At 35.7% G+C, this 12,791-nt stretch carries 16 protein-coding genes; 8 read left to right on the top strand and 8 right to left on the bottom strand.

Features of this window, described 5'->3' with window-relative positions; translation table 11 throughout:
- Positions 1 to 80: 80 nt before the first annotated feature.
- From J2786_RS18660 to J2786_RS18650, 3 genes are all read left to right on the top strand, one after another.
- Complete coding sequence (locus tag J2786_RS18660; protein WP_047428455.1) at positions 81 to 575, top strand: DUF8465 domain-containing protein; 495 nt, start codon at positions 81 to 83, stop codon at positions 573 to 575.
- An 18-nt stretch (positions 576 to 593) separates the two neighbouring features.
- Positions 594 to 1,310: a DUF3822 family protein gene (locus J2786_RS18655; RefSeq protein WP_047428458.1), complete on the top strand. Its 717-nt coding sequence runs from the start codon at positions 594 to 596 to the stop codon at positions 1,308 to 1,310.
- A gap of 84 nt (positions 1,311 to 1,394) precedes the next feature.
- Positions 1,395 to 1,967, top strand: a complete 573-nt coding sequence (locus J2786_RS18650; protein WP_047428461.1) for an RsmD family RNA methyltransferase — start codon at positions 1,395 to 1,397, stop codon at positions 1,965 to 1,967.
- Here the strand turns inward: J2786_RS18650 and J2786_RS18645 are convergent.
- Positions 1,964 to 2,311, bottom strand: a complete 348-nt coding sequence (locus tag J2786_RS18645) for a winged helix-turn-helix transcriptional regulator (RefSeq protein WP_034693356.1) — start codon at positions 2,309 to 2,311, stop codon at positions 1,964 to 1,966. The two genes, J2786_RS18650 and J2786_RS18645, sit on opposite strands and share 4 nt — an antisense overlap.
- 83 nt (positions 2,312 to 2,394) lie before the next feature.
- Here J2786_RS18645 and J2786_RS18640 point away from each other — a divergent pair, with 83 nt between their 5' ends.
- The gene (locus tag J2786_RS18640) at positions 2,395 to 2,994 is read left to right on the top strand and encodes a nitroreductase family protein (RefSeq protein WP_047428466.1); all 600 of its coding nucleotides are present in this window, start codon (positions 2,395 to 2,397) and stop codon (positions 2,992 to 2,994) included.
- A gap of 79 nt (positions 2,995 to 3,073) precedes the next feature.
- Here J2786_RS18640 and murI read toward each other — a convergent pair whose 3' ends face one another.
- The 5 genes from murI to J2786_RS18615 all read right to left on the bottom strand — a co-directional run bounded on the left by murI (position 3,074) and on the right by J2786_RS18615 (position 8,379).
- Positions 3,074 to 3,904 carry a glutamate racemase gene (gene murI / locus J2786_RS18635; protein WP_047428674.1) on the bottom strand — a complete coding sequence of 277 codons (831 nt, stop codon included), beginning with the start codon at positions 3,902 to 3,904 and terminating at the stop codon, positions 3,074 to 3,076.
- Between the two features lie 59 nt (positions 3,905 to 3,963).
- Positions 3,964 to 5,088 carry a radical SAM family heme chaperone HemW gene (gene hemW / locus J2786_RS18630; protein ID WP_082001917.1) on the bottom strand — a complete coding sequence of 375 codons (1,125 nt, stop codon included), beginning with the start codon at positions 5,086 to 5,088 and terminating at the stop codon, positions 3,964 to 3,966.
- A gap of 51 nt (positions 5,089 to 5,139) precedes the next feature.
- Positions 5,140 to 6,090, bottom strand: coding sequence for a PorP/SprF family type IX secretion system membrane protein (locus J2786_RS18625; RefSeq protein WP_047428474.1), 951 nt, complete (start codon positions 6,088 to 6,090; stop codon positions 5,140 to 5,142).
- A 51-nt stretch (positions 6,091 to 6,141) separates the two neighbouring features.
- Positions 6,142 to 7,215 carry an RluA family pseudouridine synthase gene (locus J2786_RS18620; protein WP_047428477.1) on the bottom strand — a complete coding sequence of 358 codons (1,074 nt, stop codon included), beginning with the start codon at positions 7,213 to 7,215 and terminating at the stop codon, positions 6,142 to 6,144.
- A 72-nt stretch (positions 7,216 to 7,287) separates the two neighbouring features.
- Complete coding sequence (locus tag J2786_RS18615) at positions 7,288 to 8,379, bottom strand: PASTA domain-containing protein (RefSeq protein ID WP_047428481.1); 1,092 nt, start codon at positions 8,377 to 8,379, stop codon at positions 7,288 to 7,290.
- A gap of 156 nt (positions 8,380 to 8,535) precedes the next feature.
- Between J2786_RS18615 and J2786_RS18610 the strand changes: the two genes are divergently transcribed.
- From J2786_RS18610 to J2786_RS18600, 3 genes are all read left to right on the top strand, one after another.
- Entirely contained in the window at positions 8,536 to 9,519 is a 984-nt protein-coding gene (locus J2786_RS18610; protein WP_047428678.1) for a D-alanine--D-alanine ligase, read from the top strand.
- A gap of 86 nt (positions 9,520 to 9,605) precedes the next feature.
- Positions 9,606 to 10,070, top strand: coding sequence for a pantetheine-phosphate adenylyltransferase (gene coaD, locus J2786_RS18605; RefSeq protein WP_047428484.1), 465 nt, complete (start codon positions 9,606 to 9,608; stop codon positions 10,068 to 10,070).
- Positions 10,071 to 10,180: 110 nt separating this feature from the next.
- Positions 10,181 to 10,816 (top strand): trimeric intracellular cation channel family protein, encoded by a 636-nt coding sequence (locus J2786_RS18600; RefSeq protein ID WP_047428487.1) that lies wholly within the window; start codon positions 10,181 to 10,183, stop codon positions 10,814 to 10,816.
- Positions 10,817 to 10,895: 79 nt separating this feature from the next.
- Here J2786_RS18600 and J2786_RS18595 read toward each other — a convergent pair whose 3' ends face one another.
- On the bottom strand, positions 10,896 to 11,465 hold the full coding sequence (locus tag J2786_RS18595; protein ID WP_047428490.1) for a membrane protein: 570 nt from the start codon (positions 11,463 to 11,465) through the stop codon (positions 10,896 to 10,898).
- Between the two features lie 147 nt (positions 11,466 to 11,612).
- On the bottom strand, positions 11,613 to 12,110 hold the full coding sequence (locus J2786_RS18590) for a dihydrofolate reductase (RefSeq protein ID WP_047428494.1): 498 nt from the start codon (positions 12,108 to 12,110) through the stop codon (positions 11,613 to 11,615).
- 73 nt (positions 12,111 to 12,183) lie between these two features.
- On the opposite strand from J2786_RS18590, the gene J2786_RS18585 reads away from it, so the two are divergent.
- Positions 12,184 to 12,789 carry a LemA family protein gene (locus J2786_RS18585; RefSeq protein ID WP_047428498.1) on the top strand — a complete coding sequence of 202 codons (606 nt, stop codon included), beginning with the start codon at positions 12,184 to 12,186 and terminating at the stop codon, positions 12,787 to 12,789.
- Positions 12,790 to 12,791: the final 2 nt, after the last annotated feature.

The following is a 12,791-nucleotide window of genomic DNA, read 5'->3' as shown; positions in this document are numbered from 1 at the left end:
TTGAGGGTAAAGAAGTTTGTCTTCTATCCGTTTTAGTTTTTACCTTTGCAGAAATATTGGATTAGACAAGTCTTAAAATTATGAAGATCGGCGATAAGATTTCGGTAGTAGATGAAGATTTAAGCGGAGTAATTACATCCGTGAAGGGAAATATTGTCGTTTTTAAAGATGAATATGGCTTTACCCATCAATATCCTAAAGAAAAACTGGTTCCTAAAGATTCGGATCTCTATGAAAATATCAGAATCGTCAGAAAGGCAGAGCCTAAAAAAATTATTTCTAAGAAACACCAGAAAAATCATTTGGTTTTAGATCTGCATTTTCATAATTTGGTAAAGAATCCCAATGACTATGACAGCTTTGAAAGATTGTTTATACAGAAGGAAAAACTGATTGAAGTGATTGAGTTTTGCAGGAAGAACAACCTGAAGAGACTGGAAATTGTTCATGGCATTGGTGATGGGACTTTACAGAGGATGGTTCGGGATGTGCTGGAAAGCCAGGTAAATATTGATTTTTATAATAAGGAAATACTTCACCATCAATCGGGTGCGGTAATGGTAGAATTTCACTAAATTTGCAGGAATTGAAATATGAACGTACTTAATTTACTTTTTACCAAAGACGGATTGATCTGCCAGATTGTTAAAAACAAAAACATTCTGGAGGAAAAGTCTTATTTCGTTACTGAAGAGACACCAGCCAATCTTATTGATCAAAAGCTGGATGAAGTTCTTTTAAAGCAGCGCTATGACGAAATCCATGTGATTTCAGCATTTAACCACTTTACCCTGATGCCGGAAGGTTTTTCTGAGCATGATGCAGGTTTTGATCTGATTGCTTTCAACGCTCCAACTGACAGAGAAAAGGAAGAGCTGATGCTTTCTATCAATAAAAAATTCAATATTCAGTTTTATTATACTTTCCCAAAAAACTATTATAAGAAAATAAAAGAGCTGGCAGTACCAGTTCATTTTAATTTCTCCGGAGAAAAGTTTCTAAGTGCGATCAATAATAAAACCAATAAGGAAATTCACATCAATCTTTATCACAACCAATGTGAGTTTTTTGCAATTGATAATAAGAAAATCATTCTTTATAATAACCTGGATGTCAACTCCGAAGTAGATTTCCTTTATTTCGTTATGTTTACACTAAGTAAGATAGGTTTCGGAATCAATGAAACCAGCTTTTATGCTTACGGAGAAACTACGGAAAATGAAACGTTTATTTCCGAACTTCAGAAATTTGTTAAAAATCTGAAAATTGTCTTTGACAATATTCCCAATAAGAATTTTATACTCAACTAGGTTACAGGCCGCAGGTATTAGGGATCAGTTCCCGGACATAATTACCAGCCACCTATAATCTATTACCTAAACCCTAAGAAAAATATGTTCAGAATAATATCAGGCAAATGGAAAGCCAAGAAAATTGCCGCTCCAAAAAACTTTGAAGTAAGACCTACCACCGATTTTGCGAAAGAGGCATTATTCAGCATTCTGGAAAACAAATATGATATGCAGTCGATTTCTGTGCTTGATCTTTTTGCAGGAATTGGTTCTATTACCTTTGAATTTGCTTCACGAGGCTGTCAGAATGTTACTTCTGTAGAGCTGAATCCAAAACACACCGCATTTATCAACTCCACTGCCTCTGAGCTAGATATGGCCCTTCAGATCAATGTACAGAGAGGGGATGTCTTTGACTGGCTTAAAAAATTCAGAAATAATAAATCTTTTGAAATTGTTTTCTCTGATGCTCCCTTTGAAATGGAAGAGAAAAAATATTATGAGCTGATTTCTCTGGTTTTAAACAATAAATACCTGAAGGAAAACGGCGTTCTGATTGTAGAGCACCAAAGCCGTATGAAGCTCGACCATCCCAATTTAATAGATACCAGAAAATACGGAAACGTAAGTTTCAGTTTTTTTGAACCCAATAAAGAAGATAATCAGGAACTTTAATTCCTGATTATTTTTTTTGAAATGACCGGAGATTCTTCTCCCCATTTTGTTATAGCTTCCAAAACAGGTAAAAGCGTCTTTCCAAAGTCCGTTAATTCATATTCTACCACTAAAGGAGGTTTTTCTGTAAAAACTTTTCTGTCAACAATTCCGTCTTCCTCCAATTGCTTTAGCTGTAAACTCAATGTTCTTTCCGTGATGGTAGGAATGGATTTTCTTATTTCATTATAACGCTTAGCTCCTCCAATGAGGTGGTGTAAAATTACTGCTTTCCATTTCCCTCCGATAAATTTCATCGTAACGCTGGTACAGCAGGGATAGGATTTATTATCTATTGTATACATTTTATACTATCATTTTTTACCGTTATTGCAAAGTTAATAAACTTAAATTACTTTTGTAACTATAAAAATGATAGTATAAAATTATGAACTTTTTAGACAAAATGAAAAACAGATATACTGTAAAAAAGTATAATCCACAGGGAAAAATCAGTGAAGAACAAATTGCAGCGCTTCAGGAGATTTTAAATTTAAGCCCGTCATCTATTAACAGCCAGCCATGGAATTTTATTTTCGTAAATGATAATGAAATAAAAAAGCAATTGGGTGAAAAATCTTATTTTAATAAAGAAAAAGTACTGGATAGTAGTCATGTTATTGTTTTTCAGGTGATCAAAAACATTGAAAACTTTGAAAAACAAATTGAAGAAAATCTACCGGAAGGCGCTGTTAATTATTACCGTACTATGGTAAAACCAAAGGGAGAAGATGCTATAAAATCATGGCTCGGGCATCAGGTATATTTATCTCTAGGCGTACTTTTGTCTGCCTGTGCAGCGATGGGAATAGATTCCACTCCAATGGAAGGAATTGAACCTGATGGTTATGATGCTGTTCTGAATAATGAAAACTATGAAACCTTATTTGCCGTAGCTATCGGGAAAAGAGATGAAGCAGATGCCAATCAGCCAAAGTTTAATCCCAAGAAGAGGCTGAATGCTGAAAAAGTAATTGTGGAGGCGTAACATAAACACAAATTTCACAATCTCTTTCACAAAGGACACTAATAAAAAAGTCTGCTTCGATGTGAGGCAGACTCTTTATTTATAATACTTTCAATTCTAAATCAATTGTTTTTCCGAAGAACTTCTTGGAGATCTTTTCAAAATTCTTGGTAAGATCTGAAAGGTAGAAATGATAATTCGGCTGGTGATTGTTATCATTTAAAAGGTTGTACTTATCCAGGATGATTTTTAAATGATTGGCAACAATATTCGGAGAATCTATTACACGGACCCTGTTTCCGTAATATTGCTTGATTTCATCTATTAAAAGAGGATAATGGGTACAGCCCAGAATCAAAGTTTCAATATTTTTTAATTTACTGTTACTTAAATAATTATAAATAATAGCATGGGTAATCGGATGGTTTTTAAATCCTTCTTCAATGGCAGGAACCAGTAATGGTGTTGCCAGTTCATCCACTTTGATCCACTTATTGTGCTTTCTGATGCTCTTTTTATATAACCCGGAATTCACGGTTGCTTTGGTAGCAATAACGCCTACATTATTGTGAATTTCATAAGATACTTTTTCAGCAACAGGATTAATAACGTCTATGACAGGTACTTTTCCCGCAACAGACTGCATCACTTCATTTAAAGCATTAGCTGTTGCCGTATTACAGGCAATTACAATAGCTTTACAATTCTGCTCCAGCAGAAAATTGGTGATCTTTGTAGAATATTCAATAATTGCTTCCTTGGATTTTTCTCCGTAAGGAAGGTGCTTTGTATCTCCAAAGTAAATAAGGTCTTCGTGAGGCAGAAGTCTTTTAATTTCTTTGGCAACGGTAAGACCTCCCACTCCACTATCAAAAATTCCGATAGGCTGGCCTGGTGAAAGATGTGAATAATCTTGTTTTTTAGTTTTCAAATGAGCTGAAATTTTATACAAAAATAGTGAATTTATGGTATATCATATACATCAAAATGCTATACAATAAATAAATCCGAAGCAATTCCGTCTGCCATAAACCAATGCTTTTCAGGAATTTTCAAATGATCATTTTCAATAATTAAAATACCTTCTTCTATTTTCGGTTTTATTTCTCCCTGAAAATGTTCCAGCATTCTCTCTGAAAATTTGTTTTGTAAACTTTGCAGATCAACGCCCCAAATGGTCCGCAAGCCAATCATAATCATTTCATTAAACTGATCTTCCTTGGAAAGGATTTCTTCCTCTTTAGCCAGCAATTTATCATTTAGTTTTTTAATGTATTGCTGATTATTAGCTACATTCCAGCTTCGGACATCGAATCCGTTATACGAATGTGCTGATGGCCCTATCCCAAGATATTCCTGATACTTCCAATAGGCAGAATTGTGGCGGGAGTAAAAGCCAGGTTTAGCAAAATTGGAAACTTCATAATGCTCAAAACCGTTGTCTTTTAAAAAGTCGGATAAATAATAGAATTCTTTGTTTTGTTCTTCTTCTTTAGGACTTTTTACTTTTCCTTTTGAGATCCAGTTTTCCAAAGCCGTTTTGGGTTCTACTGTCAATGCATAAGATGAAATATGCGGAACTTCCAGAGCGATGGTTTTATTCAGATTTTCTTTCCAGATCTCAAGATTGGAAGTGGGTGAACCATAGATCAGATCAATACTTAGATTTTCAAAACCGAAGTCCTGTGCACGTTTGATAGAGCTTTCCGCCTCGGAGGCACTGTGAGCTCTGTTCATCAACTTCAGATCTTCTTCAAAAAAGCTTTGAGTACCAATGGACAGTCTGTTCACTGGTGTTCCTGCCAGCTGTTTCAGGAAATTTTTGTCCAGATCATCAGGATTGGCTTCCAAAGTGACTTCAATATCATTTTCAAAACTGAAATGCTGCAAAATTTCATCTATTAAAGAACTGATCTCATCTACCGAAAGAATAGAAGGAGTTCCGCCTCCAAAATACAGAGATTTGAGATTTTTATTCTGTAACTCATCTTTTCTCAATAGTATTTCAGTTTTCATGGCGCGAAGCATTTCATCCTTGAAATTCAGGGATGTTGAAAAATGAAAGTTACAGTAACTGCATTTTTGTTTACAGAATGGAATGTGAATATAAATCATAAAAAAAGCCCTGAAAAATTTCAGAGCTCAAATTTATTTAAATTAAATTAATTAATATCTAAATCCTCTAGCATTAATAAAGTTGTCGAAGTTATACCCCAGACCAATCATGAAGCTGTTTCCACCATAGCTCTGGATATCAGATAATCCAAGGTTATAAGTAGCTCCAATCATGAATTTGTTGAATCTTACTTTTACAATTGGAGAGATACTCAGGTTCTGATTATCAAATCTGTTCTGAACCGTTCTGTAGCTTACCCCGAAAGAGAATGCGTTAATATCATTAGAGAATGTAGCCATTAGGTTCCAGTCTATCATTCTCGTTGAATTTGTATTAAGGTTGATTAATGCTGAAGGTGCCAATGTAATATTATCAGCAATGTTCCAGTTGTATCCTAAGTTTAAGAAGAATTTAATTGGAGAAGGCTCGTAGTTGTTTACGATAGAAGCATCATTACTTAATGCGATATCATTTACGGAAACACCCCCGAATAAACCTCTGTAGGTAGCTGCCAAACCGAAGTTTGCATACACCATAAAGATGTTACTTTCTTCACCTCTCAATAATGGGTCACCACCTTCTTCAGTATTGATTTTTGAATAATCAAAATTCATGTTATAGAAGTTAACACTTGTACCGAAAGAGAACTGGTCTTTTCTGTCTCCTTCACTACTTAGCGGAATAAAATATGAAGCACCAGCCGTGATACCACCCGCAGAGATCGGTCCGTTACTGTCTCTGAACACGGAAATACCAGCACCTACTCTATCAAAGATATTCGCATTAATCCCGATTGACTGAACATTCGGAGAATTACTGAATTTTGAAAATTGTTGTTGATAATTGGCGTTGAGCTGTACGTAATCTGTTTTTCCGTATTGAGCTGGGTTGAACAGGAACTCACCATCCAAAAGATATTGCTGATAGTATGGTAGTGATTCTTGTGCTTTGTATGCATTTGACAAAAGAGCTAAACATACGATAGCATATAGTTTTCTCATAACAAATCTTGATTTCAATTCAACAAATATAAAAAAAATCTCAATATATTTTTAGTTTTCTAAATAATTTCTCCATTTTTTTACAGCATCCGCCATATCTTTGGGCATTGGGCTCTCAAAATATAATTCCTTTTTTGTTGTTGGGTGTATAAATCCTAGGGTATGTGCATGAAGGGCATGTCTTGGCAAAATTTCAAAAACATTTTTAATAAACTGCTTGTATTTTGGAAGATTTACCCCTCTTAAAGGCGTATGTCCTTCATATCTTTCATCATTAAACAAAGTATGACCGATATGTCTGAAATGCGCTCTAATCTGATGGGTTCTTCCCGTCTCCAGTTTACATTCCACCCACGTCATATATTTGAATCTTTCAAGAACTTTATAATGGGTTACTGCATGTTTACCCTGGCTGCCATCTTCATAAACAGACATCTGCATTCTGTTTTTAGGATGCCTTCCGATATGCCCTCTGATGGTACCTTCTTCGTCCTGCATATTGCCCCACACAAAAGCCCAGTAGAGTCTCTTTGTAGTTCGGTTAAAGAATTGCTTTGCAAGAAAACTCAATGCATATTCATTCTTGGCAATCACCAATAGCCCTGATGTATCTTTATCAATTCTGTGGACAAGCCCTACTCGGTCAAGATCAGATTTTTCACCGTTCTTTTCAAAATGAAAAGCCAGAGCATTTACCAATGTTCCATCCCAGTTTCCAAACCCTGGATGTACCACCATTCCCGCTTCCTTATCCACTACTACAAGATCATCATCTTCATAAACGATGTTCACAGGAATATCTTGTGGAATAATAACATTCTCTCTTGGAGGATGGGTAAGCAACACTGAAATCTGATCTCCCGGTTTTACACGGTAATTCTGCTTTACTGCAGTTCCATTCACTATCACATTTCCGGCTCTGCAGGTCTGTGAAATTTTATTTCTTGAAGAATTCTGTCTGTATATTAATAGGAACTTATCTATTCTTAAGGGTTCCTGCTTGCTGTCAACAGTGATATTAAGATGTTCATACAAACCCTTATTTTCCTCGTCAATATCGATATTTTCAATACTGTTGGAATCTAATAATTCTTCATCTAAAAAATCTTCGTTATCTTCTGACATTGTTTTATTTTTTTACACAAAAGGCTTCAACATTTTGCAGTTGAAGCCTGTATTTTTGATATTAATCTGATTTTATTCTACGACAACCTTCTTAGCTTTCGGCTTTTGCGCAGGCTGCTGTGTTGTTGTTGAAGCAGCTGGTTTAGCTGTACTTCCTGTCGCAGGAGTAGTGGTAGAAGTTTTAGGCTTCTCTGTACTTTGACCTGCAGGTTTAGAAGTTGTTGTCTGAGGCTTTGGAGTCTCAGTTTTCGGTACTTCAGGTTTTGGTGTCTCCCTTCTTGGAGCCGGAGTTGGTACTACGGGAGCTTCATAACTTGGCTCATTGTGCACTTCTTCATATCGTACCGGAGGAAGTGAAGTATCCACTTTCATACGATAGATAGAATTCAACTGCTCTACTTTTGCTCTTAATTCTGCGGGAGTTTTCTTACTCGCCCAAAGGTCAATCTGCATTCCCTGATCACGAACATCTCCGGAAGCAGGATCCTGATAATAAATAATATCAGATTCATCTTTACTTCCATCTTCGTGTTCTACCAGCCCTACCTCAAACATACTCTTGGTAATTACAGCTCTTGCTTCTTTTACTGTAAGTCCCACAACATTCGGAATAGAGATATTTCTCATCGGCCCGGAACCTACCACAACATCAATCGTAGAGAATCTTGGCAAACGGGTACCTGGGTTCACAGCATTACCTTTATATAATATTCTTAAAAGAGCATCTTTCTGAATACTAGGCTCATAAATTGTATCACCGATTTTAAGTCCTACCTGATCCAATCTCTGGAAGGCCAGTCCGGAATATTTATTAATTACATTCGGCACCGCAATAGGAGCCCATGTTCTCGGATTTACTTTAAGCGTTACGGTTCTTCCGTCTTTTACACGGGAACCTGGTGCAGGATATACCTGCAATACCTGGAATGGTCTGTATTTCGGGTCGTAATTGGCACTGTCTACTTCATATTCCAGCCCTGTATCATCTAATATTTTAACGGCATCATGTACCGATTTATTTACAATATTGGGAACAGGAATTTCCTGACCGTGGTTAGTATGGTACTCCAACCAGCGAAATGTGAGCCATACCAGCCCAACGAAAACACCGATGGCTACTACTAAATTCAGTAAAACTTTCCAATTGAAAAGTGATTTAAGCATACTTAAAAATACTTTAATTATAACCGCAAATATAGCTAATAATTTTAGAATGGACTTTTTATTTAACACAATTCATTTTTGATTTTAAAATTTGCCGATTTCCCGTATTGCATTACATAAAATGATTAAATTTGCCTTAATTGATACTATATGGTTATGAATAAAAAAAGTGTTGCCGTAGTAATGGGAGGCTATTCTGATGAATATGTTGTTTCTTTAAAAAGCGGACAATTAATTTATGATTCTTTAGACAGAAATCTCTATGACGTATATAAAGTAGTAGTCCTTAAAGATGAATGGTATTTTTTAGGTGAAAATGATACAAAATATGCCATCAACAGAGGAGATTTTTCTGTGGCTTTAGATAATGGAGAAACTTTAAAATTTGATGTTTGTTTCAATATCATCCACGGAACTCCCGGAGAGAACGGAATCCTTCAGGCATACTGGGATGCCATCGGTCAAAAATATACAGGTTGTGATTTTTACCAGAGTGCCCTTACTTTCAATAAAAAAGATACTCTTGCCGTATTGTCAAAATACGGAATTCCATCTGCTAAAAGTATTTATTTAAGAAAAGGTGAAGACATCAATGTGGACGAAATTGTATCAGAACTCAACCTTCCATTATTTGTAAAACCTAACCAATCCGGATCTTCACTGGGAATTTCCAAAGTAAAAGAAAAATCTGAACTGATTGCTGCTACTGAAATTGCATTCAAAGAAGATAATGAAATCCTGATAGAGAGCTTCCTTGACGGTATGGAAGTTTCCGTAGGAGTTATTGATTTTAAAGGCGAAACCATTGTATTAGGAATTACAGAAATTGTTCCTACCAATGAGTTTTTCGATTATGAAGCAAAATACGAAGGAGCTTCAGAAGAAATTACACCTGCAAGAATTGATGAAGAAACCACAAAAAGAGTGGAAGAAATTGCGAAAAGAGCTTATAATTCTTTAGGAATGAGTGGTTTTTCAAGAAGTGAATACATTCTGATGAACGGAATTCCTTATATGTTGGAAATGAATACGAACCCTGGATTCTCTCCTGCAAGTATTCTTCCTCAACAGGCAAAACATTATGGAATTTCCATTATGGATCTGTGTGGAAATGAAGTAGAAAAAGCACTTAATAAATAATCAAAGATTAGAAATGACAGGTCAGAAGTAAAATCAACTTAAAACTTCACCTGTTATTCACGACTCAAAATCATAACTCGTACAACATGAAAATTGCTGTTTTCCCAGGGTCTTTTGATCCGATTACACTAGGACATTACGATATTATAGAAAGAGCGGCACCGCTATTTGATAAATTAATTATCGCTATCGGGCAAAACTCTCAGAAAAAATATATGTTCCCTCTTGAAAAAAGAATGGAATTTATCCAGAATTCTGTTGCAGAATTCCCCAATGTGGAAGTAGATTATTTTGAAGGGCTAACCGTTGATTACTGTTTTGAAAAAAACGCACAATACATCATCAGAGGACTGAGGAATCCGGCTGATTTCGAGTTTGAAAAAGCAATTGCCCATACCAACAGAACTTTAGCCCACAAAAAACTGGAAACAGTATTCTTACTGACTTCTTCCGGAAAATCTTTCATCAGCAGCAGTATTGTAAGAGAAATCCTTAACCATGGAGGTGAATACGAACTACTGGTTCCTGAATCCGTGAGAGTGGAGCGGTAAAAAAATATAATTGATGAGCGATAAATGATAATTGATATAATGGCCAAGAATTTGCTTAAGCAGAAATCATTCATCAATTATCATTTATCAACAATCATTTATAATTATATATGCACGAACAGTTCAATTTTGCAATAGAAGTCCTTGGGACCATTGCCTTTTCCATGTCGGGAAGTTTTGCAGCGATGCAGAAACGGCTTGATCCGTTCGGGGTGCTTATTATTGCATTTGTAACTTCTGTAGGAGGAGGAACTGTAAGAGACCTGCTGCTTGACATCCCTGTTTTCTGGATGCATGATATTCTGATGTGTACCCTGATTCTGGTGACCAGTATTTTTTCAATGATTTTCAAATCTCTTGAAAAAAACTTTAAAGTAACTTTATTTATCTTCGACAGCTTCGGGCTCGGATTATTTACCATAATTGGTGTACAAAAAGGTTTGAATGCAGGAATCCATCCCATGATCTGTATTGCATTGGGAACGATTACGGGTTGTTTCGGTGGTATTATCAGAGATATATTACTCAACAGGATTCCTTTGATTTTCAGAAAGGAAATTTATGCTACGGCCTGTATTGTGGGAGGAGCAGTATTTCTGTTAATGACCAAATATTCTGTACTTTCCTATACTTTTGTACAGATTCTCACCATTCTCCTTATTGTTGCCATACGGACACTTGCTGTAAAATATCATTGGCAGATGCCTAAATTTTATGGCTACGACCATAATAATTCGGAAATGTAATTTAAACCCATTTAAATCCAATATTAAAAAACAAAAAAGTCCTGAAAATTCAGGACTTTTATAGTATATGTTAGGTTGACTAGAAGAATTTTCCTCTGTTTCTCATATTCGGGTTATGCATATGCTTCTGCATGGTTGGCATTTTCAACTGATCTTTCATCATTTTGATCTGATCAGTCATCATTCCTGCACTGTCCAGTCTTTTTGCTTCTTCCAGCAATTTCTGCCCTTCCTGTTTTCTTCCTTTAGAAATAGCGGCTGCTGCAAGATTTAAAGTAGCCATTGCTCTGTCGTGTTTCATATTCAAACCATATTCCAATGCTTTTTTCATGAAAGGTTCTACTTTTGCAGGATGATCCTGAGCTTGTGTCAATCCTGATAAATAATGGAAATATCCGTATTGAGTCTTATGAAGCTGTCCTTTATAATCTGTTATTTTGGATAACCATTCTCCGGCTTTCTCCATATTTTGTTTTCTCAATTGCCAGAATGCCAACAAGATATATTCGTTTTTAAAGAATAGTAAGATTGGAAATGCAGCCAATAGGAAAACAACAATACCCCACCCAAGATTTCTCGTGAAGAACATCATATAAAGTCCCAGTAAAATAAGGACTGCTGCTACTGCAATTTTTATGTATTTATTCATTATTAAATTTTAGAAGTGCAAAGATAATAAATTTAAGGCTTAAAGTTCAAAAAGTCAATGGTGAATGGTCAATTCGCTACGCTTATTAACTTTGGAACTGCAAGAAATTCACAATTTACTTTGCGAAACAAAAATTGACTATTGGTTCTACGCTTCGTTTTTGATTTTTTCAAACGTCTGGAAACAGAAATCATAGCCATTCTTTTCATCTTTCTCATGGCAGATTTCGTTGGTCATTTTCCAGATTTTCGGATCTATTTTAGGAAAGAATGTATCAGCCTGAAGATCTGCTTTCACCAAAGTCACTTCAAGCCTGTCCACAACATCCATAGTCTGCTCGTAGATGTTTCCACCACCAATTACAAAAACTTCTTCATCAATTTTTTTAGCAAATTTCAATGCTTCTTTAATGCTTCCTACGATAAGAATTCCTTCTTCGAACCAGTCTTTCTTTCTTGACACAACAATGTTGGTACGGTTCGGAAGGGCTTTCCCAATACTTTCATATGTTTTTCTGCCCATGATTACAGGATGCCCGGAAGTAATATCTTTAAAATGTTTCAAATCTTTGGGAAGATGCCAAAGCAACTGGTTTTCAAAACCAATTTCATTTTTCTCTCCCATTGCCACCACTATTGTTGTCATTCAAATAATTTTTTACAAAATTAGCACATAATTTGTATATTTGGTTAGCACAAAAAATTTAAAAAAATAAACTATGAAAAATAAAGGATGTCTGGGTGCAGGAACCATTGGTATCGCCCTCCTTATTATTGTTGCTGTTTTATTCTTCTGGGGAAAAAGCGGCTATAACAATTTTGTGAACAAAGAACAGACTGTGAATGCAAAATGGTCTAATGTAGAGACTGTATATCAGAAAAGAGCGAACCTCATTCCTAACCTGGAAAGAACTGTAAAATCGTATTCAAAATTTGAGCAGGAAACTTTAACTCAGGTTGTGGAAGCCCGTTCCAAAGCAACTTCTATCAATATTGACCCTACGAATATGACCGAAGCTGATCTGGCTAAATTCCAGGCAGCACAGGGAGAATTATCCGGTGCATTAAGCAGATTGATGGCCGTGGTAGAGTCTTATCCTAACTTAAAAGCTGACCAGCAGTATATCAATTTCCAAAGAGAATACACTGCGATCGAAAACAGTATCAGAACTGAAACTGTTTATTATAATGATGCTGCAAAGGATTATAATACTTCCATCAAGACTTTCCCGAATAATATTCTGGCGAATTTCACCAATTTCAAAGAAAAACCTTATTTCAAAGCTGATGCAGGTGCTCAGAAAGCCCCTGAAGTATTCAAATAATA

The organism is Chryseobacterium vietnamense (genome assembly GCF_031454475.1).
Taxonomy (GTDB): domain Bacteria; phylum Bacteroidota; class Bacteroidia; order Flavobacteriales; family Weeksellaceae; genus Chryseobacterium; species Chryseobacterium vietnamense.
The sequence above is the reverse complement of the archived record's forward strand: the minus strand, read 5'-3'. Positions and strand labels throughout refer to the sequence as shown.

Bases quoted from the DNA above. Each gene is read 5' to 3' on its own strand.
- J2786_RS18660 (WP_047428455.1), top strand. From the start codon at position 81: ATGAAGATCGGCGATAAGATTTCGGTAGTAGATGAAGATTTAAGCGGA.
- J2786_RS18655 (WP_047428458.1), top strand. From the start codon at position 594: ATGAACGTACTTAATTTACTTTTTACCAAAGACGGATTGATCTGCCAG.
- J2786_RS18650 (WP_047428461.1), top strand. From the start codon at position 1,395: ATGTTCAGAATAATATCAGGCAAATGGAAAGCCAAGAAAATTGCCGCT.
- J2786_RS18645 (WP_034693356.1), bottom strand. From the start codon at position 2,311: ATGTATACAATAGATAATAAATCCTATCCCTGCTGTACCAGCGTTACG.
- J2786_RS18640 (WP_047428466.1), top strand. From the start codon at position 2,395: ATGAACTTTTTAGACAAAATGAAAAACAGATATACTGTAAAAAAGTAT.
- hemW (WP_082001917.1), bottom strand. From the start codon at position 5,088: ATGATTTATATTCACATTCCATTCTGTAAACAAAAATGCAGTTACTGT.
- J2786_RS18625 (WP_047428474.1), bottom strand. From the start codon at position 6,090: ATGAGAAAACTATATGCTATCGTATGTTTAGCTCTTTTGTCAAATGCA.
- J2786_RS18620 (WP_047428477.1), bottom strand. From the start codon at position 7,215: ATGTCAGAAGATAACGAAGATTTTTTAGATGAAGAATTATTAGATTCC.
- J2786_RS18615 (WP_047428481.1), bottom strand. From the start codon at position 8,379: ATGCTTAAATCACTTTTCAATTGGAAAGTTTTACTGAATTTAGTAGTA.
- J2786_RS18610 (WP_047428678.1), top strand. From the start codon at position 8,536: ATGAATAAAAAAAGTGTTGCCGTAGTAATGGGAGGCTATTCTGATGAA.
- coaD (WP_047428484.1), top strand. From the start codon at position 9,606: ATGAAAATTGCTGTTTTCCCAGGGTCTTTTGATCCGATTACACTAGGA.
- J2786_RS18600 (WP_047428487.1), top strand. From the start codon at position 10,181: ATGCACGAACAGTTCAATTTTGCAATAGAAGTCCTTGGGACCATTGCC.
- J2786_RS18595 (WP_047428490.1), bottom strand. From the start codon at position 11,465: ATGAATAAATACATAAAAATTGCAGTAGCAGCAGTCCTTATTTTACTG.
- J2786_RS18590 (WP_047428494.1), bottom strand. From the start codon at position 12,110: ATGACAACAATAGTGGTGGCAATGGGAGAGAAAAATGAAATTGGTTTT.
- J2786_RS18585 (WP_047428498.1), top strand. From the start codon at position 12,184: ATGAAAAATAAAGGATGTCTGGGTGCAGGAACCATTGGTATCGCCCTC.